The sequence below is a fragment of the Azospirillum brasilense genome, assembly GCF_005222205.1.
GTDB lineage: Bacteria > Pseudomonadota > Alphaproteobacteria > Azospirillales > Azospirillaceae > Azospirillum > Azospirillum brasilense_G.
Genome location: NZ_CP032349.1, coordinates 239,119 through 266,016, shown reverse-complemented (window position 1 = coordinate 266,016; position 26,898 = coordinate 239,119). Strand labels below are relative to the sequence as shown.

Genomic DNA, 26,898 nt, shown 5'->3' with positions numbered 1-26,898 from the left:
GGGCGGGCGCCCCTTCAAGCTGCACGAGACGCGCCGCTGGGCGCCGCCGGCCCGGCTGATCGGCCAGCGCATCGGCATCCACGCCGCGAAGAACACAGCAGACCTCGAAGGCTTGCAGGCCTACATCCTCGACCGGGACGCCGGTGGACCTGAGTTCGCCTGTGAAGAAGCATTCCGTGTCGCGTTGCGCCGGCGGTTCGACAAGCTGGTCGACATCGCGCGCGACTGCCTGCTCGGCACCGCCTTGCTGGTCGCCGCGCACCGGACGGAATCCCGAACCATGGCAGAATGGGGTCACTTCGGCGACTTCTCCCCAGGCCGCTGGGCGTGGGAGTTGGGCGATGTCCGCGCCCTTCCGGAGCCGGTTCCTTGGCGCGGCGCGCAGGGCTTTTTCGAGGTTCCGGATGAGGCGTTCGCCACCGCTGTCGGACTTGCAGCATGAGCCGCCGCAGCCTTTCCATCACAGAAGCCGAGGCGGGGCGCCCCCATCCCGCCGTGGAGGCCGCAGCCTTGGCGCTGATCAGGGCGATAGCCGAAGCCGGCCTGTCTGGTAAGTTCCTCGACATCACCACCGTTCTGACCCCGCGGGAGGGCGGCGTCTGCCGCTGGAGCGGATTGCCGGCATCTGGATCGGGGATTCCCCTGAAAGGGCAGTTGTGATTCAAGGTTTGGACTGGTTGGAGGAGGCCAGTCTGGATGGCGAAAGCACTGTCGGTCGATCTTCGTCGGCGTGTGGTGGAGGCGGTAGCGGCTGGGGTTCCGTTGCAAAGTTTGCCTGCGGGCGGAGATTGGGTAAAACCCGTCCTCTTTCGGCGGCAGGCAAACTTTGCAACGGAACCACCGTATTCCCACGCCGCTTCACAATGCGGTTGGCCGATTCTGATAGGCGCTTTGTCTGGAATTGCCCGCTGCCGCTTGTTGAGTCAGCGAATGGTATGCGGTGCAATGTATACCACAGCGGCACTGAAGCGGAACGTCCGGATCTTTTCGGCTATCTCCGCAGGTGAAAGCTGCCCTTTGCAACCTGAAGCAACGGAGCATCGCCATGCGACCGATTCCGGTGACCGTGTTGACCGGATTTCTCGGGGCCGGCAAGACGACCCTGCTCAACCGCATCCTGGCGGAGCGAGGTGACGGGCGGACCGCCGTCATCGTCAACGAATATGGGGAGCTTGGCATCGACGGGCTGCTCGTGACGGCAACGGACGAGACGATCGTCGAGCTCAACAATGGTTGTGTCTGCTGCATCGTCCGTGGTGATCTGATCGAGGCGTTGGTAAGGCTGGCCGAAGGCGAACGCGGATTCGACCGGGTGGTGATCGAGACGAGCGGCCTTGCCGACCCAGCCCCCGTCATTCAATCCTTCGTGCTGGACGAAGGGCTGCGTGGCCGCTTCGCGCTGGACGCCATCATCACCGTGGCCGATGCCCGCCACCTTCCCCTGCAACTCGGTCATGACGAAGCGCGCGAACAGGTTGCCTTCGCGGACGTTATCCTGCTGAACAAGATCGACCTGGAACCCGCCGCGGCGCTTGATGCCGTGGAACGCGAAATCCGCCGGCTCAACCCGCTGGCGCGCATCCACCGCACCGAGGAGTGCGCTCTGCCGCTCTCGGAGATCCTCGGCATCGGCGCCTTCGACCTGCAGAACATCCTGCGCCTCGACCCCGATATCCTGGATGAGCATGAGCACGAACACGACGCCGGCATCGGCTGCGTGGCCTTTTGCGAGCGCGGGCGGCTCGACCCGGCGGCCGTCGACCGCTGGCTCAACCAGCTTGTCCAGGACAAGGGGCGCGACCTGCTGCGCGCCAAGGGCGTGCTGGACCTCGACGGCCAGGGCCGCCGCTTCGTCTTTCACGGCGTCCACATGACGCTGGACGGGCGGCCGGGCCGATCTTGGAAACCCGGCGAGGAACGGCTGAACCAACTCGTCTTCATCGGCCGCGACCTCGATGCCGAAAGGCTGCTGGAGGGGCTTCGCGGCTGCGCCGTCGCGGCGGACGTCGCCGCCCTCTGACGCTTCTGTTTCCGTTCCCGATTTCAGGAAGCAACCAATGAAGCTGCAACATTACCTCGGGGGCCTGGAAGGCCTGGGTCCCATCACCGTTGAAACGCGCGTCTTCGTGGAGGAGTGGGAGAAGCGCATCTTCGGCATTCACACGGCGATGATGGCGCTCAGCGCGCAACTGCCGCTTCCCGCCACGCCGAGCGCCTTCCACACCGTCTGGACCTGGGCCCATCTGCGCACCGGGGCCGAAGGGCTAAACCCCTTCGACTACTTCAAGTACCGCTATTACGAGAAGTGGCTGGGCGGCATCAGCGGCTACTTCATCGAGAACGGCTACATCACGGAGGAGGAGTTGGACGCGCGCACGGCCGAGTATCTCGCCGATCCTGAGAAGCCTCTGCCGCAAGGGGGCGCGCCGGAAATCGACCAGCGCGTTGAACGCTATTTGGCGGAAGGGGATTCCCCGAAGCGTGACGTCGCAATATTGCCCGACTTCCGGGAAGGCGACACGGTGACGGTCAGGAATGTGCCAACGGTCGAACACACTCGCCTTCCTGGCTTCCTGCGCAACCAAAACGGTGTGGTCGAGACGGTCTATCCAGGTGTCTATGGGTATCTGACCGACACCGGGGCGGACGGCGTCGGCGCGCCGATGCCCGTCTATTGCGTGCGTTTCGAGGCCAAGGACCTGTGGCCCGGCAACACGGAACCGAATGTGACGCTCTATGCCGATCTCTACGCCGCCTACGTCACCAAGCCCGCCGCCTGACCGGAGCCATCGAGAATGACCGATCGTTTCCACCATCCCGACGACCGCGAGGCCCGGAGCGCCGCGCGCGTCCGCGCCCTCGAAGCGTTGCTCATCGAAAAGGGCGTCATCACCAGCAAGACCGTGGACACGGTGCTGAACGTGTTCGAAACGAAGATGGGTCCGTTCAACGGCGCCAGGATCGTCGCCCGCGCCTGGGTCGATCCGGCTTTCAAGCAACGGCTGATCGAGGATGCGCCGGCCGCCATCGCCGAATTGACGGATCTGCCGGAAGGCATGGCCGGGGCCGAGGGCGAGCACATGCGCGCCGTGGCGAATGGCGAGGGCGTTCACAACCTGGTTATCTGCACGCTCTGCTCCTGCTATCCCTGGCCGGTGCTTGGGCTGCCGCCGTACTGGTACAAGGACCCGACCTTCCGCAGCCGCGCCGCGCGCGAGCCGCGCGCCGTGCTGAAGGAGTTCGGGCTCACCATGCCCGAAAGCACCGAGGTCAAGGTCTGGGACAGCAGCGCTCAGATCCGCTGGTTCGTCATTCCCGAGCGCCCCGCCGGAACCGAGGGCAAGAGCGAAGGCGAACTCGCGGCACTGGTCACACCGGAAGCCATGATGGGCGTGGCGGTCGCGGCGTCCGCCTGACCTCCGAACCGGCCCCACAACATTGTCCGGAGGAACGGGCATGCTGACCCGATTCGAACATTTCGCCCTGACCAGCATGGCCGGGGCCGAGGATTCCCCTCCCCGCGCCAACGGCACCCTCTGCTTCGCGGAGGAGTGGGAGCGGTCGGCCTTCGGGGTGGCGCTTGCGCTGGCCCGAGAGGGCCATTTCGAGTGGGAGGATTTCCGCCAGAACCTGATCGCCGCCATCGGCGACTGGGAGCGGACCCAGGCCCCCGACGGTCCATCCTGGAGCTACTATGAACAGTGGTTGAGCGCCCTGGAGGCGACGATCCTTCAATCCGGCCTCGCGACGCCCGACGAACTGTCGGCCCGCCTCGCCACGGCCACCGCGACCGCCGACACGTGGTCGGCCTGATACCAACCATCCGAACATCGGGAGACGTCCATGCACATCGAACCCGGCATGCTGTCGGCCGCGAAGATCGTCGGTGCCAACGCGGCCGCGCTCAGCCTTCTCGCCTCGCACGCTCCGGCCTTCCTGCGCCGGCCTCTCGAATGGGGCAAGGCGCTTCTGGCGGCCATCTTCTTCTCGGTCTTCATGGAGTTTTGGCACCAGCCGGTCGGCCCGTCGGAACTGCACTTCATCGGCGCCTCGGCCATCTATTTCATTTTCGGATTTCCCGCGACCCTGTTCGGGTTCGGCATTGGCCTGACGCTGCAGGCCCTGCTGTTCGAGCCGCAGGATCTCGGGCATCTCGCCGTGAATTCGCTGTCGCTGATGGTGCCGCTGGTTGCCGCACACGCCATGGGTGGAAAGCGCCTGTTGGAATCCATTGGACTGGCCTCGATCCGCTGGTCATCGGTGCTGCGTTTCGACGCCGTCTATTACAGCGGCGTGGTTGCCATGGTCGGCTTCTGGCTGATGATGGGCGAGCGGGCGACGCCGTTCGCGGATTGGGCGGTCTTCGCCGCCGCCTATCTGCCGGTCGTGCTGTGCGAACCGGCAATCAGTTGCGGGCTTCTGCGGGCGCTGGGCCGGCTGGACGCCGGCAATCCGCTGCTTCGTGTCACCACGCTCCGCAGCCCGGCTCTTGCCTGATAATTGGCATGCCAAATACAATCGGGCGGCTGTGCCCTTTGGCTGCCCGATTGCAGGAAGAGCGTCTTTCATGCGGATTGTGCTTCTCGCCCCTCCCGGGGTTCAGGCGTTGGATGTGGTGGGGCCGGCGGAGGTGTTCTGGGAAGCGGCGCGCCGCCTCGGCGATCCGAAGGCCTACGAGGTTCAGGTGATGGGCACCGCGGAGGGGCCGGTTTGTGGAACCGGCAGCCTGCGGTTCCTCGCCGACCGAACCATCCACGACCCCGATCAACCGATCGACACGTTGCTGATCGCCGGTGACCCGTCGTTCAGCGCCATCGATCCGGCGGTGATCGACTGGCTCAGGCGCCGCGCGCCCGAAGTCCGCCGCTACGGATCGATCTGCACGGGGGTGTTCCTGCTGGCGGCCACCGGGCTGCTTGATGGCCGCCGTGTCACCACCCATTGGGAATGCGCCGACAAGCTTCGCGCTGAGTTTCCAACTCTGACGGTCGATTCGGACCAGATCTTCATTCGCGACGGCAACATCTCCACCGCCGCCGGCGTCACCTCTGGCATCGACTTGGCGCTATCCCTGCTGGAGGAGGATCACGGGCGGGAACTGGCGCTGCTGGTCGCGCGCTACATGGTGATGTTTCTGAAGCGGCCTGGAGGGCAGTCGCAATTCAGTGCCCATCTCGCCGCCCAAGTGTCGAGCCGTACCGGAATCCAAAAGATCCAGGAGTATGTGCTGGATAACCTTTCCGCCGATCTGTCCGTGGAGGCCTTGGCGTCCCAGGCCGGCATGAGTTCGCGGAATTTTGCCAGGGTGTTCAAGCGCGACGTTGGCCGCCCTCCGGCCGATTTCGTGGAAGCGGCGCGGCTCGACGCGGCGCGCCGGATGTTGGTGGATTCATCCACGCCGCTCCAGCGGGTGGCTTATGTCTGCGGTTTTGGTGACGCCAGCACCATGAGGCGTGCGTTTGTCCGCAATCTCGGCATCAATCCGGCCGACTACCGGAAGCGCTTTCGTACGACGACGGCAGCCTGATCCTGCACTACGGCCCAAACGTGATTGGGACGGCGCATGAAGGCTCTGGTTGCATGACCAATATAATCAGAGGGTGGCCTTGCCTCGGCTCAGCAGACAATATCTTATACTAACCAACTGAAATTTTGTCTCACGAAGGGCGATTATCACGGTGGGCGAATCGTGGCAACGATGGATTTCTTTGCAAAGACCGCCTAATGCAGCGGTGATCCTGTTCAACATATTGTTCACATACTTGCTTTGCCGTTGCTTGGTGAGCCGCCCAAACTCACCGGCGTTCTTCATCGTCTTGCCGCATTCTGGTAGATAGAGTTCTTGTCAACGGTGACGGCGAGCGGGTTGACGGTGTGCGTCTCCTTCAGCGTCTTGTGGAAGAAGCGCCGTGCTCCCGCGCTTTCAATGCATGAAAGTGCATTAGGGCCCACATAAAGTATAAAATTATCAAGACTATGAGATTGAAATAATCTGATTATGATTGGGGCGCGTTCAGCTCAAAATTGTCATTCTGCGATGTGCAACCTTTTGATCAATGCTTCATCCGATTGGAGGGGGCATGTCACTAACGAAGATCGCTGTTTTCACAGCTACCATGCAAAACACGGGCGCTGAACCGTGGGTCACCGACGGTACGCCGTTGGGAACGCGCCTTGTTGCCGACATCAGACCCGGCGAGGAGGGAAGCGCCCCCCAGGACGCTATCGTTGCCGGCGGTAAGGTGTTCTTCACCGCCGACGACGGCCTGCACGGACGCGAACTCTGGGTCACGGATGGCACCAGCAGCGGGACCCGGATGTTCGACGCTGCGGCCGGCGCCGCATCAGGCGCCCCGGACGACCTGACTGTGGTCGGCGACCGGCTGTTCTTCACTGCGGACGATGGGATTCACGGCCGGGAGCTGTGGGTGAGCGACGGAACCGCAGCGGGGACCCGGATGGTCACCGACCTCATGCCGGGGACGCAAGGGTCGTCCCCATCGGCGTTGACGGCTGCACACGGCCGGATCTACCTGCACGCAGACGGCGACACTCAGGACGGAATCTGGAGCTCCGATGGCACCGCCGCCGGAACTGTCCTCTTCCATGAGATGGCGCCGCTCCCCTCCTGGTCCTACGGCATCACGCTGGTCAGCATGAATGACGGGGGGCTGGCCTTCCACGAGGGGGCGGCGTCCTGGCCTTCCAAGCTCACCTTCGTCAATGCCAACGGCGCCGCGACGGCGTTTGCGAACCTCATCCCCGACAGCGGGGCCGTCCGCTATTTGCCCTCGCCTGAGGGGATTGTGGTGTCAGTCACGAATGTGATCGACTGGACCGGGAGCATGGAGTGGCCTACCGCCGTCCGGCATTCGACCTTCTGGGTCACCGATGGCACGTCCGAGGGCACGCGCTACCTTGGCGACCTGACCATGCAGGGGTGGGACCTTGAACGGATCGCCGGCGTGCGCAACGGCCATGTGGTGTTCACGACCGACATGGATACCTACCGGGTGGAACAAGGTTCTGCCTCGCTGATTGGTGTTTTGGAGGAGGCTACTGGCAAGGTGAGCTTCCTGCCGAGCCAGGAACTCGCCAGCCCGATCGCATGGCTCGATAAGGGACCGCCCGGCGACGAAGGAGATCGCCTTCTCTTCCTGGACGAAAGCTATTGGTCGGGCTCGCAACGCCTGTTGGCGAGCGATGGCACACCTGGGGGGACCGCCGAACTTCATCAGAACGATTGGATGTACCAGGACATTGAGATTGCCGGCGGCCGGGCCTTCTTTCTGACGGACCAGAGCGGAGCCAATCCCGCTGCTCTGTGGGTGACTGATGGCACGCCCGAAGGCACACACAAGGTGCAGGACACGTCGGGGGGAGCCTTCGGCGACAAGCTCCTCGGGGATCTTGATGGCCACATGCTGGGGTTCGATCGTGATTACATCGCCAAGACCGATCGATTCTTCCTGTCCGACGGCACGACGGACGGCACCATCGTGCTCGCGGAGCTTCCCCCTGGAATAGGAAACGACTATTGGGATCACACGGCCAAGCTGCTCGGTGTCATCGCAGCACCGGACGGTATCCACCGAGGGTCTGAAGGCAACGACACGTTGCTGGGCGGAGATGGTGCGGACCGGATTCATGGATTGGGTGGTGATGATCGCATCTTGGCCGGTGCCGCGGACGACCGGTTAAACGGCGGCGCCGGCGCAGACTTCATCGACGGGGCGGAAGGCGCCGATCGCCTTTATGGCATGTCCGGGCGGGATGTCCTGGTTCCGGGAGCTGGGCGCGACATCGTGGATGGCGGTGTCGGCGATGATGTGCTGCTTGCCGAGCGGGACGGCGAGAGCGACCAGTTCTTCTTCGCCCCAGGCAGCGGCGCTGATGTGCTGACCGCCCTCGACCCGCTGCTGGACGTCATCATTCTGAAGGGATTCGAGCGGGACATCGGTGCGGCGGCATGGCGGGCGGAGCACGTCATCGAGCTGGGGGGAAGCGTGCATGTCGATCTCGGAGACGGAGACAGCATCCTCGTCCTGGACGCAATGGCACAGGACCTCCGATTTGCGGTCACCGACCCAAGCCTCTGACGCACCATATGTGAATCGGCATGGGGTTCTGGCGCCGATCGGCACGGGAACGCTTTGACAATAATGGAAACTGAAGGGTCCCGACCGCGGGCTTTTTCACACCCTGATCACCACTCGTCCAAATGCCAGCGAGGACTGGGCCTTGGCCGGAGGCGCCGCAGGTTGACGGCGATGGCTGGCCCGAACTTCACGACCCAGCGGCGGACCGTCTCGTGGGACACGTCGATGCCGCGTTCAACCAGCAGCTCCTCGACGTCCCGGTAGCTCAGCGTGAACCGCAGATACAGCCAGATCGCGTGCTGGATCACGGCGGCCGGGAACTGGTGGCGGGCACACGTGAACGGCGTCATCGGATGATGCGTAACCTCCCCGTCCCGCCGCCGCCAGGATTGGCGTGACGATGCCCGCCGCGGTCATGTGCCGGCAGGTGGAGGTGCTTCTGCGACGAAACGCTGCGGCAGGACCATCAGTTCCTGGCGAAGAAGGCCGCTAGCGGTGACGGCTCGCGGGGGTCGGTGTCATAGACGCAGGGGGCTGCCAGGACCGACAGGCTGAGGACGAGGATGATGGCAAGCTTCATCATGGCGGGAAACTCCTTCAGGATCTCCATCGGCGCGGCGCTCAGCCGAAGGTGAAGGCAAATGCTGCGACACCCGGATCCAGGAAGCGGACTTCGAACGTACGCTCCCCGATGTCGCGGCTCTGCCGCACGAGCTGGTACAGGCGGGTCTGGCTGACGGTGCCGTGTCCGTCGGCGGCGATGTCGGCGCCATGGTTCTCGCCCGGCGCCTTGCCGTCGATGGTCACCTGGAAACGGACTGGCTGGCCATCCGCGCCCGGCCCAAGAATCAGGTGAAGGTCACGCGCGCTGAACCGATAGGTAATTCCGCCCCCGGCTTGGTTGAGGGTCGCCTGTTCGGCACCGACCGTCCAGTTGCCGGCCAGGGCCCACTGGTTGAGCCTCAGCGGATTCGTCGTGTAGGTCCGGGCGCGGTCGCCGCCCATCCCTTCCGGAGAGGCGAAGTTCGACGCCTGCTGATAACCGATGTAGGTTTCGGAGGATCGGATGTGGGCAAGGTCCGGCGCGGCTTGCGCGCCCTTGGCGTCGGGCGTTACGACGTCGTTGGACGCGCTGCGTTCGCCGGCTTCCGCCAGAAGCGCCTGGATGGCCTTTTCGGATTCCTGATAGTTGCCCTCGCCGAACGCGTGGTGCCGGATGCGGCCCTTGGCGTCGATAAAGTACAGCGCCGGCCAATAGCTGTTCCGAAAGGCGCGCCAGACCTTGAAATTGCTGTCGACCGCGACCGGATAGCCGATCTGGAAGTCGGTTAGCGCCTTCCTTATGTTCTGGACGTTTCGTTCAAAGGCGAACTCGGGCGTGTGCACGCCGATCACGACAAGTCCCTGATCCTTGTACTTGTCCGCCCACGCGCGGACATAGGGCAGGGCGCGGATGCAGTTGATGCACGAGTAGGTCCAGAAATTCACCAGGACCACTTTGCCCCGCAGGGCTTCCGTCGACAGCGGCGCCGAATTCAGCCACTCCACCGTTCCGTCGAGCGACGGGAACGCCCCCTCCACCGGGAGGTCGCTCTGGAACGGCTTGCCCGCCGTTTGGACCACGGCGTTGCTCGCCACCCTGCTCATTCCAAGTTCCTGGCCCGACTCCGGATCCTCCGGACCAAAATTGTCGAGCAGGGCGCGCTCGATCCGGTCGGTGTTGGTGCTCGACAGGGTGGCGAAAAGCCCGGTGTCGAGGCCAAGCCCGATGGCGGCAACCCCCGCGATGACGGCCACGCCAAGGCCCTGGCGAACCCATTCTCCGCCGCCGAGCGACCGCTTCATGGCGGCGAACAGCCGGCCGCCGACCAGCAGCGCCAGCGCCAGCGACGTGGCCGCCCCGGCCGCGTAGGCCAGGAGGAGAAGCGTGGTCTGCAGGTTGGCGCCCTGCAGGGCCGCACCGGTCAGAACGAGGCCGAGGATCGGCCCGGCACAGGGTGCCCAGAGCAGCCCCGTCGCCACCCCGATCAGGAGCGATCCGCCAAAGGTCGGGGCCGGACCAGGCTCGCCCGCCGTGTGCAGGATGCGGGTCCCGAAGGCGACGGCCGGCCGTGTCAGGATGCCGGCGACCCGCGGGGAGATCAGCGCCACCCCGAACACGGCCAGCAGCGCCAGCGCGACGAGGCGGCCCAGGTCATTGGCTTGGACGGCCCAGCCGCCGCCAACCGCGGCCAGCGTCGCGACCGCGGCGAAGGTGGTGGCCATGCCGGCCAGCATCGGCAGAGTGCTCGTGACGAACGGCTTTTCCGCGCGCGCAAAGACGAAGGGAAGAGCCGGCAGGATGCATGGGCTGACGATGGTCAGAATGCCCCCGAGGTAGGCAACAACCAGAAGGGTCATCATCGTTTCCTTGGGGCGGAGCGGCAGCCTGCGCCGCTCGCCTCCGGCGAAGGGGGGTGGCTGGGGGAATGCGTGCGCCGGAACCGGTCAGAACTTGATAACGTCGACGACCGCGTCCACGAAGGCCTGCGGGGCTTCCTGGGGCAGGTTGTGGCCGGTGCCGCCGGCGATGAGCCGGTGCGCGTATTTGCCCGAGAATTTCTTGGCGTAGGCGCTGGCGTCCGGGTGGGGGGCGCCGTTGGCGTCGCCTTCCATGGTGATGGTCGGCACGGCGATCACCGGAGCTGCGGCAAGCCGCTTTTCCAGTTCGTCATACTTCGGTTCGCCCTGAGCCAGGCCAAGCCGCCAGCGGTAATTGTGGATGACGATGGCGACGTGGTCGGGGTTGTCGAAGGCCACCGCGGAGCGGTCGAACGTGGCGTCGTCGAACTCCCACTTCGGCGAGGCGAGCCGCCAGATGAGCTTGGCAAAGTCGTGCCGGTACCGGTCATAGCCGGCCTGGCCGCGGTCTGTGGCGAAATAGAACTGATACCACCATTCGAGTTCGGCCGTCGGTGGCAACGGCTTCTTGCCGGCCTCCTGGTTGCCGATGAGGTAGCCGCTGACCGACACCATGGCCTTGGTCCGCTCCGGCCAAAGCGCCGCGACGATGTTGGCGGTCCGCGCCCCCCAATCGAAGCCGGCGAGCGTCGCCTTCTCGATCTTGAGGGCGTCCATCAATGCGATGGTGTCGAGGGCGAGCGCCGACGGCTGGCCGTTGCGGAAGGTCTCGCCGGACAGAAACCGCGTCGTGCCATAGCCGCGCAGGTAGGGCACGATCACCCGGTGGCCCGCCGATGCCAGCGCGGGCGCGACATCGACGAAGCTGTGGATGTCGTAGGGCCAGCCGTGCAGCAGGACGACCACGGGGCCATCGGCAGGGCCGGCGTCCACATAGCCGACATTCAGGACGCCCGCGTCGATCTGCTTCAGCGGACCGAACGGCGTGTCCGTTCCCGGCTTGATGGGGCGCGCCGTCGGCTTCGCTTCGGCGGCCTGTGCGGTGGCTGGCCCGGAAAGGCCGATCTGCGTTGCGGCAAGAGTCATGGCCGCGGTGCCCAGAAAACGGCGGCGGTCACGGTTGATGGCCTCGGGCATCTGTCTGTCTCCGGCGGGATGGAGCAATGGGGCTGAGAGACCCATGGAAGCGGAAGCGATCAAATCGGATGCGATTTTTATCTGCGGATCGCTTCACGCGGCAGCGTTCCGATTTGACCGCCTCCGATCCTGGACCGGGGCGCGCGTTCTTAGACGACGGTGATCGTGACGTCGATGTTGCCGCGCGTCGCCAGGGAATAGGGGCAGGTTCCGTGCGCGGTCTGCACCACGGTTTCGGCGGTTTCGCGGTCGAGCCCCGGCAGGCTGACGTTGAGACGGGCCGCGAGGCCGTAGCCGGCGCCGGTGGTGCCGAGATCCACTTCCGCGTTGACCGCGAGGTCGGCCGGAAGCGTGATCTGCATCTTCTGGGCGGCAATGTTCATGGCGCCGATGAAGCACGCCGACCAGCCGGCGGCGAACAGCTGCTCCGGGTTGGTGCCGCCACCCGACGAACCGGGGGAGGACAGGGCGATGTTCAGGCGGCCGTCGTCACTGCGGGCAGTGCCGTCCCGTCCTCCGGCAGAGGTGTGGGTCCGGCCGGTGTAAATCACTTTGGTCAGCTGGGGCATGGTGGGGTCCTTGCTGGGGAAGCTTTTTATAACGTATCCGATCGCATCGGATACGATTTGAATCTATGCGGGGAACGCGGGAGAGTCAACCTTCCGATTTCATCGGATGCGAGTTATATTGGCTCCAGGCCCTTCACATTTTCGTGTGCCGGAGAGGATGACGATGACTCCCCCACTGACTCCAGACGACCCGGCGAGCCCCAGACTGGCCGATTTCCTGTGCTTCGCGGTCTATTCGGCCAACCTCGCTTTCGGGCGGGCCTACCGGCCAATCCTTGAGGAACTCGGCCTCACCTATCTCCAGTACATCACCGTCGTGGCGCTGTGGGAGGAAGACAACCAGACGGTCCGGGGGCTTGGCGAAAAGCTGTTCCTGGAGTCCAACACGCTCACGCCGATCCTCAAGAAGCTGGAGGCGATGGGCTACGTCACCCGGCAGCGCGATCCGGAGGATGAACGTCAGGTCCGGGTGGGCCTCACCGACGCCGGCCGCCGCCTGCGCGAGAAGGGCCTGAACATGACCCTCGTCAAGCAGACCGGCCTGCCGCCCGATGAGTTTGCGAAGCTGCAAAAGGCCGTCGCGAACCTGCGCGACACATTGCTGGAGGTGAGCAAAGGGGGGTGACGGCAGCCCGTCATCCCTCTCCGCCGGTTCCCTCCCCGGCCGCTTCTTCAATGATCCAGTCGACGAAGGCGCGGACGTTCGCTCGCGACGCGACCTGGGGCGGATGCACGAGGTAATAGCCGAACCCCGCCGGGCAGGACTCCGCAAAGGGGCGGACCAGCCGCCCGGCCGAGAGATCGTCGGCCACGATCAGGCTGCGCCCCAGCAGCACCCCATGCCCATCGACGGCCGCCTGGGTCGCCGTCACCGAGGAATTGAAGCGCAGCCCCCGGTTGAGGTCGACGGCCTGCTCCAGCCCGACCGTTTGCAGCCAGACCCGCCATGACGGGATCGGTCCCGCGAAATTGATCGTTTCGTCGTGCAGCAGCGTGTGTTGCCGCAGGTCGGCGATGCTCCGCAACGGAACGGCGCCGGACAGCAGCCGGGGGCTGCACACCGGAAACAGCTCCTCCTCGAAGAGCAGCACGCTTTTCAGGCCGGGGTAGGAGCCGGGGCCATAGCGGATGACGATGTCCACCTCGTTGGCGGAAAAATCCACCAGCCGCACGTCTGCGTCGATGCGCAGGTCGATGTCGGGGTGGCGCGTCCGAAAATGCTCGATGCGCGGCATCAGCCATTTGGCCGCGAAGGACGGCGACATGCTGACCGTCAGGATGCCGCCCGCGGCCAGCCGCTTGACCTGCCCCATGGCGGCCTCCATCAGGTCGAAGCTGCGCCGCAGGTCCGGCAGCAGGATCTGCCCCGCCTCCGTCAGCAGCACGCGCCGGCCGCTGCGTCGGAACAGCGGCACGCCGAGATAATCCTCCAGCGTCCGCACCTGATGGCTGATCGCCGCCGGGGTGACGCGCAGTTCGTCCGCGGCGCGGGCGAAGCTGAGGTGGCGGGCGGCGGCCTCGAAGGCGCGGAACCCGCTGAGGGGCAGCAACGGTCGCGACATCGACAAATCCACCTTGTCGATTCGATGAGGAAAGCTCGTTTGCCGTTCTACGCGCCCTGCGGCATTTTTCAACGGGAAAGCGGGGCGGAAAGACAGGGCGCTCGCAAGTTCCGACGGTCCTCCGGCTCCCGCCTCACGACAGAATTTCTCATCGTTTTAACCCACGCCAAGGGGCGTGAAGCGACCCGCGAGTGGCGGGCCATCCACACACGACCCTTGTCCGAACCCAAAGGAACCATCATGAGCACGCAGAAGGTTGCGCTGATCACCGGCGCGTCGCAGGGCATCGGTGCGGGTCTGGTGGCGGGCTTCCGCCAGCGCGGTTTCGCCGTCGTCGCCAACTCCCGCTCCATCAAGGCCAGCGACGACCCGAACGTCGTGACCGTCGGCGGCGACGTCGCCGACCCGGACACCGCCAAGCGCCTGGTGGAGACCGCCCGCGAACGCTTCGGGCGCATCGACACGCTGGTCAACAACGCCGGCATCTTCATCGCCAAGCCCTTCACCGAATACACCGCGGCCGACTACGCGGCGGTCGTCGCCACCAACCTGACCGGCTTCTTCCATGTGTCCCAGCTGGCCGCGGCGCAGATGCTGAACCAGGGCAGCGGGCACATCGTCAACATCACCACCACGCTGGTGGAACAGCCGCTGGCCAGCGTGCCCGCGGCGCTGGCTTCCCTGACCAAGGGCGGCTTGGACGCGGTGGTCCGCTCGCTCGCCATCGAATACGCCGGCAAGGGCATCCGCGTGAACGCGGTGTCGCCGGGCATCATCAAGACGCCAATGCACGCCCCGGAAACGCACGAGTTCCTGGCCGCTCTGCACCCGGTCGGCCGCCTGGGCGACATTCAGGACATCGTGGACGCGGTGCTCTTCCTCGACTCCGCCAACTTCGTCACCGGCGAAACGCTGCACGTCGATGGCGGCCAGCATGCCGGTCGCTGGTAAGGCCCTGGCGGTAACGCCAACAATCAGAAAGGAGCACCCGATGCCGTACGTGAACATCCAGATCACCCGTGAGGGTACGAGCCCCGGTGCAACCGGTGCGACGCCGGAGCAGAAGGCGGCCCTGATCAAGGGTGTCAGCGATCTGTTGTTCGAGGTGCTGAAAAAGCCGCACGCGGCGACCTTCGTCGTGATCGACGAGGTTCCTATGGAGAACTGGGGCATGGGCGGGTTGCCGGTTGAGGAATACCGGCGTCAGACGGCAGGCAAGACGTCCTGAACCGCCGCCCGGAGGTCAACCACGAAAAGAGGTGTTGTCACGAGAACGGTGGCGGCCAGTTGGCAATGAGGTTACCGTTCTCGGATGACGCCGATCTCGTACGCCCGCCAGCGTGGTGCGTGGATGGGGGTGGTGGCGGCCTATGGCTCGGCGTAGAAGGCGTGGCCCGTTGATGCCTGCCGCCCCGTTGACCGATGCCGTTCAAACACCACTCCGCCCACCGCCACCAATTCCCCCGCGCCAAGTACCGTGTGACGAATTGGGCGGCCTATGAGGCCAGTCTGCGTAAGCGCGGCAGCCGGCACTGTCAACTTGTTGATCCTGGCGGTTCTCGAGGGCACGGGTTACCTATGGACGCCCCGGGACCGGGCGATCACGCAGCAACCAGCGGCGCGCCGACGACCTCGGCCCAGGTGGCGAAGGCCTGGGCTCGGGCGGTGCGGTAGTCGGAGGCGGGACGGCTGTCGCGGCGGAGATGAAAAAGGTTGTTGATCGGGTCGTGGATAGAGAGGAAGCGCTGCACTTGGCGGGGTGACTTGAAGCGCTTCATCTGGCGTTCCCGTCGTCGGGTCGGTTGGTGAGAGTTCTCGGCGCGGTTGTTGAGCCCCTTGTGCTGACGGTGCTCCACCCCCGGCATGATGGTCCGCTTGGCCGCGGCGTAGGACTTCAGCTTATCGGTCACCAGCACTCGCGGCGCGCGGCCCTGCTTTTTCAGCAATTTGCGGAGCAGGTGCTTGGCCGCCTTGGCATTGCGCCGGCTCTGCACCAGCACATCGAGCACGAAGCCATCGCGGTCGACGCCCCGCCAGAGATACAGCTTCTTGCCAGCGATGGTCAGGACAACCTCGTCGAGGTGCCACTTGTCGCCGCGCTGGGGAGCACGTCGGCGCAGTTGGTCGGCGATGTCGCGGCCGAACTTCAGGCCCCACTGCCGCACCGTCTCATAACTGACGAGGATGCCGCGCGCTGCCAGCATCTCCTCGACCATCCGCAGGCTCAGGGGAAAGCGGAAGGACAGCCAGACCGCCGTCGCGATGACCTCGGCGGGGTAGCGGTAACCAGTATAGCGGTGGTCGGCGCGGGTCGTCATGCCGCTCCATATCCCGCCTTCGCCCGATCCCGCAACCCGTCCAACGCCAAATTGACGGTGCCCCGCGGCGGTCTGCTCATCACGACTGCACCGGAAACCGGAGAGATTACAAGTTTCCGGCACCATCCCAAACCATCAGCGGCCAATGTAAACCGGCTTACGTTTTTCGGCAAAGGCCTGCCGCCCCTCGCGGCGGTCAGCCGTGTCGCGCAGCAGGCTCCAGGCCAGTTCCGTCAGTTGGAACGCCTGAAGACTTGGCAACGTCGTGGTTTGACTGGCCAGCATCTTGATCATTTGAACCGCCAGCGGGCCATTGTCGGCGATACGGCGTGCGAGCGCATTGGTCTCGTCAGCAAAACGTTCCGCGGGCCAGACGTCGCTGACAAGGCCGATGGCGAGCGCCCGTTGCGCATCGATGCGCTCGCCGGTCAGCAGCATCCGCATCGCGACGGCGCGAGGGATGGCCCGCATCAGGTTGGTCGCTCCGCCTCCTCCGGGCACGCTCGCCACCGCCACCTCGGGCAGACCGAAAGATGCCTTGCCCGATGCGACAACGAGGTCGCATTGCAGAGCCAGTTCCAGTCCTCCGCCAAGGCAGTATCCGTCGACGGCTGCAATCAACGGCTTACGGATCTGCAGGCCGGAGAGGTCGAACAGGCGGATGTAGAGCCCGTTCTCGCCTGACTGTTCCAGATCCATGGGAAAGGCCTCGGCGACGCCCGCATCGCTGGTCGGAGCGGAAGTGAGATCGGCGCCGACACAAAAGGCCCGACCGCCCGCACCGGTGATCACGATGACGTTCACGGACGGATCGGACGAAAGGCCGGCCAGATGCCGCCGCAGCGCCCGCAGATGCTCCGGGTCGAGGGCGTTGAGCTTTTCGGCGCGGTCGATCGTGATTGTGCCAATCCGATCCTCGACGTTGCTGGTGATGGTCATGGCGCACCTCTCGTTCAGACGCTGGGGCTTGAGAGCGACCGGCCACCGCACACGTAGAGAAGCTGGCCAGTGATGTAGGAATTCGTGCGCGCCGCGAAGAACAGAACCACCTGGGCAATGTCCTCCGGTGTGCCGATCCGCTGCACGGGAACGCTCGTCTTCAAGCGCTCCTGCACATCCTCCCTGAACGTGCGGAACAAGGGCGTATCGACGATGCCTGGAGCGATGGCGTTTACGGTGACACCCTTTGCAGCGAACTCGACCGCCAGGCTGCGTGTGAGGCTGACCACACCACCTTTGGCTGCCGAATAATTCGCCTGACCGAAGCCGCCGAGCCAGGCGCGCGACGAGATGTTGACGATCCGGCCATAGCCGCGCTCGACCATGCCGGGCAGGACCGCCTTGCAGGTGAGGAACTGCGATTTGAGATTGGTCGCCACCACGGCGTCCCAATCCTCTTCCTCCATGGCAAAAAGCCGCTTGTCACGGACGATGCCGGCATTGTTGACCAGCACGTCGATGCGGCCGAACTCCGCCGCGACCGCGGCGACGGCCTCTTCGACCTCGATGCGGCTGGTGACGTCCACGGCGACCGGGACTGCCCGCGCACCGCTGCTGTCGCGCAGTATGGCGGCCGCCTCGTCCAGTGCCGCCCGGTCACGGTCGAACAGAGCGACGTCGTAACCCCTGCTCGCCATGAGGCGGGCGATGCCGAAGCCGATGCCACGGGCTCCGCCCGTGACGACGACGATATCCCGCGCTTCCATGGCTCACACCCCCAGAATATGGACAGAGGACGCCGCATGGTCGACGCCGGCGATTCCGCCACCGGTGCATTGCGTCAGACCGATGCGGGCCCCTTCGACCTGACGCCCGTCGGCACGGCCCTGAAGCTGCCAAGCGATCTCCACCATCTGCGCGACGCCGGTGGCGCCCAGCGGATGACCCTTAGCGAGCAGGCCGCCGCTCGGATTGACGGGAACGCGGCCACCGAGCGCGGTGTCCCCACGCCGCAGCATATCGGCGCTCCCGCCCTTCTCGCAGAGGCCGAGCGCTTCGTAATAGAGAAGTTCGGCAATGGTGAAGGCGTCGTGCAGCTCGACGACACCGACGTCCCGCGGGCCGACACCAGCCTCCTCATAGGCGAGGCGCGCCGTGCGGGCGGTGATTTCCGCGTCAAGGATGTCGTCGCAGCCCTCTTCGAGATGGCCGGACTGGACGGCGGAGCCGAGAACACGCACCGGGCGCCGGGAGGATGCCGGCTTCACCGTCGTCAGCACGAGGGCGGCGGCCCCATCGACCTGCGACGGGCAGCATTGCAGCAGCGTCAGCGGCTCCGCGACGGGGCGGGAATTCAGCACCTCCTCAACCGTGACCTCCTTGCGCTGCTGGGCGTAGGGGTTGCGCGCGCCGTGGGCGCGGTTCTTCACGGCGATGCGGGCGAGGATTTCCGGCGTCTCCCGGCGTTCATGAAGATAGCGGCTGCCGCGCATGGCATAGACCGTGGGCAGCGTCATGCCCTGTGCCGCGTAAAGCTCCGTCTTGTAGTCGTTGCGCTGGAGGGGGATGGTGCCGCCACCCAGCCGGGTCAGTTGCTCCACACCCCAGACGAGGACGGTGTCATACAGGCCAAGGCGCAGCGCTTGGCAGGCGAGATGCACGGCGGTAGCACCGCTGGCGCAGGCGTTCTCCACGTTGTAGAGCGCCGGCCCCGTGATGCCGAGATCGCGCATCAGCACCTGCCCCAGCACCATGCCGCCATAGACGTTGGCGTTGTAGAAGGCCTGGATGCGGTTCGGGTCCGCACCAGCGTCGGCAAGCGCCCCCAGCACGGCGGCCTGCGCCAGATCCTGCATGGATCGGGCGTCATGGCGCCCGAACGGTGTCATCGCGGCCCCGGCAATGTAGACGTCGCGGCTCATGGAACGGCCTCCTCTGCGGGAACGAACACATAGCGGGCGTTGCCGTCCGCGGACTCGTCGATGACGGCTTCCAGCCGCGCTCCGATGGACGGGCGCTCACCCTCCGGCAGGTCGAGCCGGCCGAAAACCCGGACCTCTTCCGGAAAATCCGCATAGACGAGAGCGAACGGAGCCTGGCCGGTCTTCGGGTTGGGGTGGATGACGGTGTGGCTGTAGAGCCGGGCATGGGACGACAAGGTGACCGGCTCGTAGCGCGGCGCGGCCGGCGACGTGGCCGGCACGCGCGGAAACACGCAGCGGCCCGTTTCCCGGTGGCGTGAGGCGGCCAGCCGGGGCGCGCCGTTGCTCCGGTCGAGCCAGGACGGCTCCGGATGCGGGTTCTCTCCGTTCGGCCCTTCCATGGGTCCTCCCCTTCCTTTGGATGCGCAGCGCAGCGCTGCGATGGTGAGAGGATAGGTGAGGAAAGCCCGGCATTCAGAACGACAATGCGGCAAGCATGGTTGAGCAAAACTCAACAGGAAGGCCGGTTGCCGACAGGCGGGCGGAACGACGAAAAGGACCGTGGTTGCCGGGAAAACCCGGCAGCCACGGTCCTTCGTTCAGAAGACGATATGCGCTTGCGATGCGGGAGGCGTTACGCGGCGGACACCGGAAAGTCGGTCGACAGCGAAAGCTCCCGCCACGCATCGAGTTCCCTTGCGACCGTCGCGTTCTTGCGCTCGATGTGGGCCACCGTGTCGCTGCCCACCGCCAGCCGCACCGGCTGATTCTCGGCACCGGCGAGCGTGAGCATCGCCTTGGCGAACTTGGTGGGATCGCCGGGCTGGGCGTGGTTAGCGTCCGCCGCGAAACGGCGCATGGCTCCCACCGTCTCGGCGTAGTCGGCGATTTCAGCGCTCACCGCCAGCGATTGCCCGTCCAGGAAATCGGTGCGGAAGAAGCCCGGCTCCACGACGGTCGCCTTGACGCCGAGGGGGGCCAGTTCGGCGGCGAGCGCCTCGGTGATGCCTTCCACCGCAAACTTGGTGGAACCGTAGACGCCCCAGCCGACGAAAGCCCCATAGCCGCCGATGGACGAGATGTTGATGACATGGCCCGAACGCTGGCGCCGCATGTGCGGCAGCACGGCCCGGGTTACGGCGAGAAGGCCGAAGACGTTGGTCGCGAAGATCTTCTCGACTTCGGGACCGCTCGACTCCTCGACCGCGCCGAGCAGGCCGTAACCGGCGTTGTTGACCAGCACGTCGATCCGACCGAAGCGTTCCACAGCCGCCGCGGCTGCCGCCTGGGCTTGAGCCTCGTCCGTCACATCGAGCGCCACGGGGAGCAGGTTGGGATGATCGCCGATCCGCTCGGTGACCGCCTTCGGATTGCGGGCAGTCGCGACGACCGCATCGCCGGCGGCGAGGGCTTCGGCAGCGATGAGCGAACCGAAACCGCGGGAAGCACCCGTGATGAACCACACACGCATGGAGCGTCTCCTCTTCTCAGGAACAATGGAACGAAGGGTCGTCTTTGTGACGGAGCGGCCGGGGATGAAAGCCCGTCCGTTTCTCCTGGCCCCGCCGGTCCGGCGTGGTGAGGAAAAGCTACGCCCCGGCGCCGGCCCGAACAATCCGCCGCCCTTTTCACAGGCTGTTGCACGGCGTTCAGCAATGGAGTGCGGTGGAGCGCCCCGAACGGGTCCGAATTCACCGTTGACCAAAGCTCAACAGCGGATCAATCCTAATGCCATGGATCGGCTTCCCCCTCTCAACCCGTTGCGCGCCTTCGAAGCCGCCGGCCGGCTCAGGAGCATCCGCAAGGCTGCGGATGAACTGTCCGTCACGCCGGGTGCGGTGAGCCGTCAGGTGCAGAGCCTGGAAAGCCATCTCGGCACGCCGCTCTTCCGCCGGGAACCGCGGGAAATCGTCCTGACGCCCGAGGGGGAGCAGTATCTGGCGGCGATCACGCTGCATTTCGACGGCATCCGCGAGGCCACCCGGAAGCTCACCGGCCAGACGACCATCGAGGTCGTCCGAATCCGCGCCTACACGACCTTCGCGGTCAAATGGCTGATTCCACGCCTATCGTCGTTCCATGCGGACAACAGGACCACAGAGGTGCGCCTCACGACTTCCGTGGAGGCGGTGGATTTCGACCGGGAAAACGTCGACGGCGCCATCCGGCTGGGGGACGGCAACTGGCCCGGCGTCGAGGTGGACCGGCTCATCGCGAACGAACTGGTGCCGTTGTGCAGCCCCGCCCTGCGGCGGCACGCGGGTTTGAAAAGGGTCGGCGACCTTGCGGGTCAGACGCTGCTTCACTCGCTGGTGCGGCTCGACGACTGGCGCTACTGGTTGGAAGCGGCGGGCGCCGAAGGCATCGATCCCTATGCCGGGCCGAAATACGCGAGTTCCACGCTCGCCTATCAGGCGGCCTTGGAAGGCCAAGGCGTCATGATCGCGCAGAAGGCGCTGTTCGCCGAGGATCTGCGTGCCCGCCGTCTGGTGCAGCCCTTCGGGCCGCCGCTCGACCGCGGGGAGTTCACCTATTACTTCATCTATCCCCGCAACCGGATGCGCAACCCGGCTTTCCGCCGGTTCCGGGAGTGGCTTTTGGCGCAAACCCGGACGTAAGCGTCGGCCAGGACGTGCCAAAGGGCGGCTGACGGGCATCCGCCAGCCGCCCCTCGGGGAGAGAACCGGTCAGGGCAGCGGCTTTCCCTTGGTTTCCGGCATGAGCGTGTAGACGATCCCGCCGATCACACTGATGGCCGCGAGGTAAATCCACACGAGGTGGCCGTATCCCCAGCCGCCCATGGCCGTGATCAGGTAGGGCGCGGTTCCGCCGAACAGCGTGACGGACAGGGCATAGGGCAGCGCAATGCCGGTGACCCGCACTTCGGTTGGAAATTGCTCGGCCATCGTGACGGCCCCGGCCCCGGCGAAGCCGGTCATGAGCACCATGGCGACCGTCTGGATCGCCACGAGTTCGGGAAAGCTGGTGGCCGGGGAGAGCAGAGCGAGGCTCGGCCAAGCGTAGAGGGCGGAGCTGAAGGCGAAGGCAATCAGCACCGGGCGCCGCCCGATCCGGTCGGCAAGCATGCCGACGAAGGGGATCAGGACGAGCGACACGGTGACCGAAACGATGCCCGCCAGGAGCGTCTGGCTCATCGGCAGGCCGGTGACGAGGTGCGCGTGGCTCGGGTAATTCACCATCCACACATAGTTGAGCAGATTGCCGGCCATGGCGATGCCGATGACGCGGAGGGCGTCGCGCGGATGCTTGCGGAACACGTCAACCATCGGGTGCCGTTGGACGCCCTCCGTGGCCGCTCGCTTCTTGAAGACCTCGGTCTCACCGACGGAGAGGCGAATCCACAGCGTGACCAGGCCCAGCAGGCCGGCAATGATGAAGGCGGCGCGCCATCCCCAGGACGACAGCCCCCCGTCGCTCCCGATGACCGTGAAGGAGAAGGCGAGCACGAAGGAGATCAGCGTGCCCGCGTTGATGGCGAACCATTGCCAGGACCCGGCGAAGGCCCGCCGGTCCGCGGGCGCGGATTCGATCAGGAAGGTGGAGGCGGAGCCGAATTCCCCACCGGCCGAGAATCCCTGCGTCAGGCGCGCCAGCACGAGGATGATCGGGGCGGCCAGACCGATCTGGTCGTAGGTTGGGCAGACGCCGATCACGAAGGACGCGCCCGACATGAGCAGGATGGACAGGGTCAGGCCCTTCTTGCGGCCGTGGCGGTCAGCAAAGGCGCCGAGGACCGCGCCGCCGACCGGCCTCATGATGAAGCCGACCGCGAAGATGGCGAAAACCGAAAGAAGGGCGGTGAAGGAGTTGCCCGCCGGAAAGAACTTGTTCGCGAGGATCGACGCGAAAATCGCATAGATCACCCAGTCCGTGTATTCGACGATCGTGCCCGCCGTTGCGGCGATGATCGCCTTCTTCTGAGCGGCGGTCAGCCGCCGGACGACGGCGTCGTCCGATGACGCGAAGATCGCTGCGGAATTCGGCGCACGCGCCGCCTCCAACCGTTCCATTTCCTTTTCCTCCCCAAGCGTTGCTGACGATGCGGCGACCAGCCGCGCCGATGGGGAGAGGGTGAATGTTCGGTCATCCAACAATAAGCGAGCTTTTCGCAGGGCGCTGTTGACCTCAGGTCAACAGAGGCTGTCGGTCTGGGCGCTTTCTCTTATCCGTTGCGCCCCATGTCGTTGAGTTCAGGTCAACGGACCGCGGCCGGAAACTCATTTGCCCGGCGAACCGTCGTGCCGCAGCGTGGTCGGCAATTCAAGGCGACCCGGCGGTCGCTTCAACAGACGGGAGGAAGGCATGGCGATCGGTTTCATCGGGCTTGGCGCGATGGGCGCCCCAATGGTGCGCCATCTCGCGAAGGCCGGCCAGGACCTGCACGTCTTCGACACCAACCCCGCCGCCCTTGAAGCCGCGGCGGCGCTCGGCGCGACGGTCTGCCCGTCGGCGGCGGCGGTCGGCCATGCGGCGGAGGCGGTGCTGGTCTGCCTTCCGACACCGGACATCGTCCGGCAGGTCGTGCTCGGCCCCGGCGGCGTGATCGAGGGGAGCAAGGTCCGGATCTGCGTGGACCACTCGACGACGGGGCCGAGCGCCGCCCGCGAGATCGCGGACCGGCTCGCGGGCCGTGGAATCACGGCCCTGGACGCACCGCTGGCCGGTGGGGTGTCCGGCGCGCAGGCCGGCACGCTGTCCGTCATGGTGTCCGGCGAGACCTGGGCCTACGAGGCGCTCGCCCCCGTCTTCCGCAGCTTCGGCCGCCACGTCGTCCATGTCGGCACGGGCGTCGGCCAGGGGCAGGCGCTGAAGCTGATCAACAACATGATCGTGGGCGCCAACCTCGTCGCGGCCAGCGAGGCGATCCTGTTCGGGGTCCGCTTCGGCCTGTCCGCCGACGCCATCCTCGACATGCTCAACGCCAGCACGGCGCGCAGCTTCGTCACGGAGAGCATCCTCGCGGACCGCATCCTCGACCGGCGTTTCGACTTCGGCTTCCGACTCGAACTCATGCGCAAGGATCTGCGGCTGTGCGTGGCCGAGGCGGAGGCCGCCGGCGCGCCGATGCTGATCTGCGCGCTCGCCAAGCAACTCTACGAATTGGCCCACGCCCATGGTGGCGGACAGGACGACATGACGGTCGTCGTGAAGGAGCTGGAGCGCGCCGCTGGAGCGGAGATCGCCCGTTCCTGACGCCAGAGGCGGCCGCCGCCGTTCCCCGAATGAATGGAGTCACGCCATGATGCGTCATGCTCTCGACGGCCTGACCGTCCTCGATTTCACGCACATCGGTGCGGGTCCGACCTGCACGATGCTCCTGGCCGACATGGGCGCCCGCGTCATCAAGGTCGAGCCGCCGCAAGGCGAACTCGGCCGCCAACTCGGCCCGGCCTGGATCGGGGACGACAGCGCGCTGTACCACGCCTTCAACCGCAACAAACTGGGGATGTCGCTCGACCTCAAGACCCCGCAGGGAGTCGAGGTCGCCCGGACCCTTGCCCGGACGGCGGACGTGCTGGTCGAGAGCATGCGGCCCGGCGTGATGCAGCGCATCGGCCTCGGCTACGACGTGCTTTCGGCGCACAACCCCGGTCTCGTCTACGCGTCGATCTCGGCCTACGGACAGGACGGTCCCTACGCCGAGCGCCCCGGTGTCGATGGGATCATCCAGGCCGACAGCGGCCTGATGAGCATCATCGGAACGCCCGCGAGCGAACCGTGCAAGGTCCAGGCGCCGGTGGTCGACGTGTTCACCGGCTACGTCGCGGCGCTCGGCATCCTGGCCAAGATGATGGAGCGCCGGCGCGACGGCAAGGGCGGCCAGCTCGACATCAACCTGCTGAACGCCGCCCTGGCACTCCAGCAGCCCTCCATTGCCGGCTACTTGGCGGACGGTGTGCTGCCGAAGCGCCAGGGCAGCGCCGCGCCCTATTCGGCCCCCAACGAGGCATTCGAGACCGCTGACGGCTGGATCATGGTCGCGGCCTACAATGGCGGTCGCTGGGACCGGCTGTGCGAGGTGCTGGGGCGCGTCGACCTGATCCACGACCAGAGGTTCGAAACCTCCGCAACGCGGGTCGCCAATCGGGAGGCGATGCGCGACACGCTCGGGCCACTCTTCAAAGCGCAGCCGAGCGAACACTGGCTGGCCGTCTTGCGCAAGGTGGACGTCCTGTGCACACGGGTGGCCGACTACACAGACCTTGTCGGGCATCCACAGGTGGCGGCCAACGCCATGATCGCCGGGATGAGCCATCCTGCCTTGGGAACGATCCAGGTTCCCGGCTTCCCGATCAACAGTCGCGAGTCCAACGCGGTGCCGCACGCCCCCGCCCCCGCGCTCGGCGAGCATTCCGCCGACATCCTCGCGTCGTTCGGATTTTCCCGCGGCGCCATCGCGGAACTGCTCGACCGCAAGGTGATCGGCTCCCGGCACCCGCGGACGGCCCCATGACAAGAACAGATTATGGGAGGACAGAAGCCATGCTTGCGACCGTCGACAGCCACATTGCGGGACGCTCCGCGCCACCGCTGAAGGGCGCCTATCTCGACAAGTTCGATCCGCGCACCGGCGCCCGGATGCAGCGGGTCGCCGACAGCACGCCCGAGGATCTCGACCGGGCCGTCGCTGCGGCGTCGGACGCACTGGCCGCGTGGCGCGACACGCGACCGTCCGAACGCGGCCGCATCCTGGTCGAGACCGCGCGCGCAATCCGCCGCAACGAAGAGCGGCTCGGCGCCATCGAATCCCGCGAGACCGGCAAGCCGGGCATCGAGATGGCCCAGCTCATCGACCTGACCGCCCAGTATTTCGAGTTCTACGGCGGCATCGTCAACGTGATGGACGGCGAGGTGATCAATGTCGGGCCCGGACATCACGTCTACACCCGCCGCGATCCGTTCGGCGTGATTGGCGTGATCCTGCCCTGGAACGCCCCGCTTCATCAGGCGGCACGGGCGATCGCGCCGGCGCTGGCGACGGGCAACACGGTCGCCGCCAAGCCGTCCGAACACACGTCGGGTTCGCTGGTCGAGTTGGCCCGCATCGCGGTCGAGGAAGGCGGGCTGCCGCCCGGCGTGCTCAACGTGATCGTGGGCAGGGGCAGCGTGATCGGCCCGGCGATGGCCAACCATCCGGAGGTGCGCAAGATCTCCTTCACGGGCAGCGTGCGCGTTGGCCAGGAACTCGGCCGCATCGCGGCGGACCGCGTTCTTCCGCTCACGCTCGAACTCGGCGGCAAGTCGGCAAACATCGTCTTCGACGACGCCGACCTCGACGCCGCAGCCATCGGCTCGACGCGCGCCTTCACCTGGAACAGCGGGCAGTGGTGCGCGGCGGGCACGCGCCTTCTGGTGCAGGAGAGCATCCATGACCGCTTCGTGGACAAGCTGCTGACGGCCGTGGCCGAACTGCGCGTCGGTCCCGAGCATGGCGCGACGTCCGGTCCCATCACCACCCACGCGCAGTTCCTGAAGATCCAGAGCTACTTCGAGGCCGCGGCGCGCGACGGGCTGACGCCCGCCATCGGTGGCCGCGTGGCCGACGATCCCCGCCTGGGCGGCGGGTGGTACATCGAGCCCACGGTTTACACCGGCGTCACCAATGACATGACCGTCGCGCGCGAGGAGATCTTCGGCCCGGTGGTGTGCGTCATTCCGTTCAAGGACGAGGGCGACGCGGTGCGCATTGCGAACGAGTCCGACTTCGGGCTGGCCGCAGGTATCTGGAGCCGGGATGTCGGGCGTGTCCACCGCGTTGCCGCACGGCTCGAAGCCGGGCGCATCGTCGTCAACGACTATAGCGGCGGCTTCGTCCAGACGCCCTGCGGCGGCTTCAAGCACAGCGGCTATGGGCGTGAGCAGGGCATCGACGCCCTGTCGCACTACACCCAGCTGAAGTCGGTCATCATCAAGCTGTAGGTGGCGGATTT

At 65.9% G+C, this 26,898-nt stretch carries 27 protein-coding genes and 1 pseudogene; 16 read left to right on the top strand and 12 right to left on the bottom strand.

The genetic code is table 11. The features are described 5' to 3' along the window. The first annotated feature begins 112 nt into the window (after nucleotides 1-112). The 9 genes from D3869_RS30440 to D3869_RS30400 all read left to right on the top strand — a co-directional run bounded on the left by D3869_RS30440 (nucleotide 113) and on the right by D3869_RS30400 (nucleotide 8,099). Nucleotides 113-442, top strand: a complete 330-nt coding sequence (locus D3869_RS30440) for a hypothetical protein (RefSeq protein ID WP_137143362.1) — start codon at nucleotides 113-115, stop codon at nucleotides 440-442. Then, on the top strand, nucleotides 439-660 hold the full coding sequence (locus D3869_RS30435; RefSeq protein WP_137143361.1) for a hypothetical protein: 222 nt from the start codon (nucleotides 439-441) through the stop codon (nucleotides 658-660). Before D3869_RS30440 ends, D3869_RS30435 begins: the two co-directional genes overlap by 4 nt. 385 nt (nucleotides 661-1,045) lie before the next feature. Then, nucleotides 1,046-2,020, top strand: a complete 975-nt coding sequence (locus tag D3869_RS30430) for a CobW family GTP-binding protein (RefSeq protein WP_137143360.1) — start codon at nucleotides 1,046-1,048, stop codon at nucleotides 2,018-2,020. 37 nt (nucleotides 2,021-2,057) lie between these two features. Beyond that, nucleotides 2,058-2,780, top strand: coding sequence for a nitrile hydratase subunit beta (gene nthB / locus D3869_RS30425; RefSeq protein WP_137143359.1), 723 nt, complete (start codon nucleotides 2,058-2,060; stop codon nucleotides 2,778-2,780). Nucleotides 2,781-2,795: 15 nt separating this feature from the next. Further along, nucleotides 2,796-3,416 (top strand): nitrile hydratase subunit alpha, encoded by a 621-nt coding sequence (nthA, locus tag D3869_RS30420; RefSeq protein WP_137143358.1) that lies wholly within the window; start codon nucleotides 2,796-2,798, stop codon nucleotides 3,414-3,416. Nucleotides 3,417-3,456: 40 nt separating this feature from the next. After that, nucleotides 3,457-3,813: a nitrile hydratase accessory protein gene (locus D3869_RS30415; protein ID WP_137143357.1), complete on the top strand. Its 357-nt coding sequence runs from the start codon at nucleotides 3,457-3,459 to the stop codon at nucleotides 3,811-3,813. A 30-nt stretch (nucleotides 3,814-3,843) separates the two neighbouring features. After that, nucleotides 3,844-4,497 (top strand): energy-coupling factor ABC transporter permease, encoded by a 654-nt coding sequence (locus D3869_RS30410; RefSeq protein ID WP_137143356.1) that lies wholly within the window; start codon nucleotides 3,844-3,846, stop codon nucleotides 4,495-4,497. Nucleotides 4,498-4,567: 70 nt separating this feature from the next. Beyond that, nucleotides 4,568-5,527 (top strand): GlxA family transcriptional regulator, encoded by a 960-nt coding sequence (locus D3869_RS30405; protein ID WP_137143355.1) that lies wholly within the window; start codon nucleotides 4,568-4,570, stop codon nucleotides 5,525-5,527. Between the two features lie 553 nt (nucleotides 5,528-6,080). Beyond that, the gene (locus tag D3869_RS30400; RefSeq protein WP_137143354.1) at nucleotides 6,081-8,099 is read left to right on the top strand and encodes an ELWxxDGT repeat protein; all 2,019 of its coding nucleotides are present in this window, start codon (nucleotides 6,081-6,083) and stop codon (nucleotides 8,097-8,099) included. Nucleotides 8,100-8,212: 113 nt separating this feature from the next. Here D3869_RS30400 and D3869_RS30395 read toward each other — a convergent pair. From D3869_RS30395 to D3869_RS30380, 4 genes and pseudogenes are all read right to left on the bottom strand, one after another. Then, nucleotides 8,213-8,449: pseudogene (locus tag D3869_RS30395) on the bottom strand (IS6 family transposase); the annotation flags it as partial. Between the two features lie 271 nt (nucleotides 8,450-8,720). Continuing rightward, nucleotides 8,721-10,499, bottom strand: a complete 1,779-nt coding sequence (locus D3869_RS30390; RefSeq protein WP_137143638.1) for a cytochrome c biogenesis protein DipZ — start codon at nucleotides 10,497-10,499, stop codon at nucleotides 8,721-8,723. A gap of 87 nt (nucleotides 10,500-10,586) precedes the next feature. Continuing rightward, a complete protein-coding gene (locus D3869_RS30385) occupies nucleotides 10,587-11,636 on the bottom strand; it encodes an alpha/beta fold hydrolase (RefSeq protein WP_137143353.1) in 1,050 nt (349 codons plus the stop codon). A gap of 149 nt (nucleotides 11,637-11,785) precedes the next feature. Next, entirely contained in the window at nucleotides 11,786-12,205 is a 420-nt protein-coding gene (locus tag D3869_RS30380; RefSeq protein ID WP_137143352.1) for an organic hydroperoxide resistance protein, read from the bottom strand. A 163-nt stretch (nucleotides 12,206-12,368) separates the two neighbouring features. Here D3869_RS30380 and D3869_RS30375 point away from each other — a divergent pair, with 163 nt between their 5' ends. Continuing rightward, nucleotides 12,369-12,830 (top strand): MarR family winged helix-turn-helix transcriptional regulator, encoded by a 462-nt coding sequence (locus D3869_RS30375; protein WP_137143351.1) that lies wholly within the window; start codon nucleotides 12,369-12,371, stop codon nucleotides 12,828-12,830. A 10-nt stretch (nucleotides 12,831-12,840) separates the two neighbouring features. Here the strand turns inward: D3869_RS30375 and gcvA (D3869_RS30370) are convergent, their stop codons facing one another. Beyond that, on the bottom strand, nucleotides 12,841-13,767 hold the full coding sequence (gcvA, locus tag D3869_RS30370) for a transcriptional regulator GcvA (RefSeq protein WP_137143350.1): 927 nt from the start codon (nucleotides 13,765-13,767) through the stop codon (nucleotides 12,841-12,843). Nucleotides 13,768-14,007: 240 nt separating this feature from the next. Between gcvA (D3869_RS30370) and D3869_RS30365 the strand changes: the two genes are divergently transcribed. Together D3869_RS30365 and D3869_RS30360 are read left to right on the top strand one after the other, a co-directional pair. Then, nucleotides 14,008-14,718: an SDR family NAD(P)-dependent oxidoreductase gene (locus D3869_RS30365; protein ID WP_079285184.1), complete on the top strand. Its 711-nt coding sequence runs from the start codon at nucleotides 14,008-14,010 to the stop codon at nucleotides 14,716-14,718. Nucleotides 14,719-14,758: 40 nt separating this feature from the next. Then, entirely contained in the window at nucleotides 14,759-14,995 is a 237-nt protein-coding gene (locus D3869_RS30360; RefSeq protein WP_035681468.1) for a tautomerase family protein, read from the top strand. A gap of 373 nt (nucleotides 14,996-15,368) precedes the next feature. On the opposite strand, the gene D3869_RS30355 is transcribed toward D3869_RS30360, so the two are convergent. The 6 genes from D3869_RS30355 to D3869_RS30330 form a co-directional block, all read right to left on the bottom strand. Then, entirely contained in the window at nucleotides 15,369-16,085 is a 717-nt protein-coding gene (locus D3869_RS30355) for an IS6 family transposase (RefSeq protein WP_137143349.1), read from the bottom strand. Between the two features lie 135 nt (nucleotides 16,086-16,220). Next, nucleotides 16,221-17,024 carry an enoyl-CoA hydratase/isomerase family protein gene (locus D3869_RS30350; RefSeq protein WP_137143348.1) on the bottom strand — a complete coding sequence of 268 codons (804 nt, stop codon included), beginning with the start codon at nucleotides 17,022-17,024 and terminating at the stop codon, nucleotides 16,221-16,223. Between the two features lie 14 nt (nucleotides 17,025-17,038). Beyond that, nucleotides 17,039-17,791 carry an SDR family oxidoreductase gene (locus D3869_RS30345; protein ID WP_137143347.1) on the bottom strand — a complete coding sequence of 251 codons (753 nt, stop codon included), beginning with the start codon at nucleotides 17,789-17,791 and terminating at the stop codon, nucleotides 17,039-17,041. Between the two features lie 3 nt (nucleotides 17,792-17,794). Further along, the gene (locus D3869_RS30340; RefSeq protein WP_137143346.1) at nucleotides 17,795-18,946 is read right to left on the bottom strand and encodes a thiolase family protein; all 1,152 of its coding nucleotides are present in this window, start codon (nucleotides 18,944-18,946) and stop codon (nucleotides 17,795-17,797) included. Then, nucleotides 18,943-19,347: a Zn-ribbon domain-containing OB-fold protein gene (locus D3869_RS30335; RefSeq protein ID WP_137143345.1), complete on the bottom strand. Its 405-nt coding sequence runs from the start codon at nucleotides 19,345-19,347 to the stop codon at nucleotides 18,943-18,945. Before D3869_RS30335 ends, D3869_RS30340 begins: the two co-directional genes overlap by 4 nt. A 233-nt stretch (nucleotides 19,348-19,580) precedes the next feature. After that, nucleotides 19,581-20,417 (bottom strand): oxidoreductase, encoded by an 837-nt coding sequence (locus D3869_RS30330; RefSeq protein WP_137143344.1) that lies wholly within the window; start codon nucleotides 20,415-20,417, stop codon nucleotides 19,581-19,583. 262 nt (nucleotides 20,418-20,679) lie between these two features. Here D3869_RS30330 and gcvA (D3869_RS30325) point away from each other — a divergent pair, with 262 nt between their 5' ends. Beyond that, nucleotides 20,680-21,564, top strand: a complete 885-nt coding sequence (gene gcvA / locus D3869_RS30325; RefSeq protein ID WP_035684131.1) for a transcriptional regulator GcvA — start codon at nucleotides 20,680-20,682, stop codon at nucleotides 21,562-21,564. A 69-nt stretch (nucleotides 21,565-21,633) separates the two neighbouring features. Here gcvA (D3869_RS30325) and D3869_RS30320 read toward each other — a convergent pair whose 3' ends face one another. Beyond that, a complete protein-coding gene (locus tag D3869_RS30320; protein ID WP_137143343.1) occupies nucleotides 21,634-22,977 on the bottom strand; it encodes an MFS transporter in 1,344 nt (447 codons plus the stop codon). Nucleotides 22,978-23,269: 292 nt separating this feature from the next. On the opposite strand from D3869_RS30320, the gene D3869_RS30315 reads away from it, so the two are divergent. Genes D3869_RS30315 through D3869_RS30305 form a run of 3 tightly spaced genes read left to right on the top strand, consistent with a single transcriptional unit; the run spans nucleotide 23,270 to nucleotide 26,887 of the window. Then, entirely contained in the window at nucleotides 23,270-24,160 is an 891-nt protein-coding gene (locus D3869_RS30315; RefSeq protein ID WP_059399761.1) for an NAD(P)-dependent oxidoreductase, read from the top strand. Nucleotides 24,161-24,206: 46 nt separating this feature from the next. Next, entirely contained in the window at nucleotides 24,207-25,421 is a 1,215-nt protein-coding gene (locus D3869_RS30310; protein ID WP_137143342.1) for a CaiB/BaiF CoA transferase family protein, read from the top strand. A 29-nt stretch (nucleotides 25,422-25,450) separates the two neighbouring features. Beyond that, entirely contained in the window at nucleotides 25,451-26,887 is a 1,437-nt protein-coding gene (locus D3869_RS30305) for an aldehyde dehydrogenase family protein (RefSeq protein ID WP_137143341.1), read from the top strand. The last annotated feature ends 11 nt before the right edge of the window (nucleotides 26,888-26,898 follow it).

Bases quoted from the DNA above. Each gene is read 5' to 3' on its own strand.
- D3869_RS30435 (WP_137143361.1), top strand. From the start codon at position 439: ATGAGCCGCCGCAGCCTTTCCATCACAGAAGCCGAGGCGGGGCGCCCC.
- D3869_RS30430 (WP_137143360.1), top strand. From the start codon at position 1,046: ATGCGACCGATTCCGGTGACCGTGTTGACCGGATTTCTCGGGGCCGGC.
- nthB (WP_137143359.1), top strand. From the start codon at position 2,058: ATGAAGCTGCAACATTACCTCGGGGGCCTGGAAGGCCTGGGTCCCATC.
- nthA (WP_137143358.1), top strand. From the start codon at position 2,796: ATGACCGATCGTTTCCACCATCCCGACGACCGCGAGGCCCGGAGCGCC.
- D3869_RS30415 (WP_137143357.1), top strand. From the start codon at position 3,457: ATGCTGACCCGATTCGAACATTTCGCCCTGACCAGCATGGCCGGGGCC.
- D3869_RS30410 (WP_137143356.1), top strand. From the start codon at position 3,844: ATGCACATCGAACCCGGCATGCTGTCGGCCGCGAAGATCGTCGGTGCC.
- D3869_RS30405 (WP_137143355.1), top strand. From the start codon at position 4,568: ATGCGGATTGTGCTTCTCGCCCCTCCCGGGGTTCAGGCGTTGGATGTG.
- D3869_RS30400 (WP_137143354.1), top strand. From the start codon at position 6,081: ATGTCACTAACGAAGATCGCTGTTTTCACAGCTACCATGCAAAACACG.
- D3869_RS30390 (WP_137143638.1), bottom strand. From the start codon at position 10,499: ATGACCCTTCTGGTTGTTGCCTACCTCGGGGGCATTCTGACCATCGTC.
- D3869_RS30385 (WP_137143353.1), bottom strand. From the start codon at position 11,636: ATGCCCGAGGCCATCAACCGTGACCGCCGCCGTTTTCTGGGCACCGCG.
- D3869_RS30380 (WP_137143352.1), bottom strand. From the start codon at position 12,205: ATGCCCCAGCTGACCAAAGTGATTTACACCGGCCGGACCCACACCTCT.
- D3869_RS30375 (WP_137143351.1), top strand. From the start codon at position 12,369: ATGACTCCCCCACTGACTCCAGACGACCCGGCGAGCCCCAGACTGGCC.
- gcvA (WP_137143350.1), bottom strand. From the start codon at position 13,767: ATGTCGCGACCGTTGCTGCCCCTCAGCGGGTTCCGCGCCTTCGAGGCC.
- D3869_RS30365 (WP_079285184.1), top strand. From the start codon at position 14,008: ATGAGCACGCAGAAGGTTGCGCTGATCACCGGCGCGTCGCAGGGCATC.
- D3869_RS30360 (WP_035681468.1), top strand. From the start codon at position 14,759: ATGCCGTACGTGAACATCCAGATCACCCGTGAGGGTACGAGCCCCGGT.
- D3869_RS30355 (WP_137143349.1), bottom strand. From the start codon at position 16,085: ATGACGACCCGCGCCGACCACCGCTATACTGGTTACCGCTACCCCGCC.
- D3869_RS30350 (WP_137143348.1), bottom strand. From the start codon at position 17,024: ATGACCATCACCAGCAACGTCGAGGATCGGATTGGCACAATCACGATC.
- D3869_RS30345 (WP_137143347.1), bottom strand. From the start codon at position 17,791: ATGGAAGCGCGGGATATCGTCGTCGTCACGGGCGGAGCCCGTGGCATC.
- D3869_RS30340 (WP_137143346.1), bottom strand. From the start codon at position 18,946: ATGAGCCGCGACGTCTACATTGCCGGGGCCGCGATGACACCGTTCGGG.
- D3869_RS30335 (WP_137143345.1), bottom strand. From the start codon at position 19,347: ATGGAAGGGCCGAACGGAGAGAACCCGCATCCGGAGCCGTCCTGGCTC.
- D3869_RS30330 (WP_137143344.1), bottom strand. From the start codon at position 20,417: ATGCGTGTGTGGTTCATCACGGGTGCTTCCCGCGGTTTCGGTTCGCTC.
- gcvA (WP_035684131.1), top strand. From the start codon at position 20,680: ATGGATCGGCTTCCCCCTCTCAACCCGTTGCGCGCCTTCGAAGCCGCC.
- D3869_RS30320 (WP_137143343.1), bottom strand. From the start codon at position 22,977: ATGGAACGGTTGGAGGCGGCGCGTGCGCCGAATTCCGCAGCGATCTTC.
- D3869_RS30315 (WP_059399761.1), top strand. From the start codon at position 23,270: ATGGCGATCGGTTTCATCGGGCTTGGCGCGATGGGCGCCCCAATGGTG.
- D3869_RS30310 (WP_137143342.1), top strand. From the start codon at position 24,207: ATGATGCGTCATGCTCTCGACGGCCTGACCGTCCTCGATTTCACGCAC.
- D3869_RS30305 (WP_137143341.1), top strand. From the start codon at position 25,451: ATGCTTGCGACCGTCGACAGCCACATTGCGGGACGCTCCGCGCCACCG.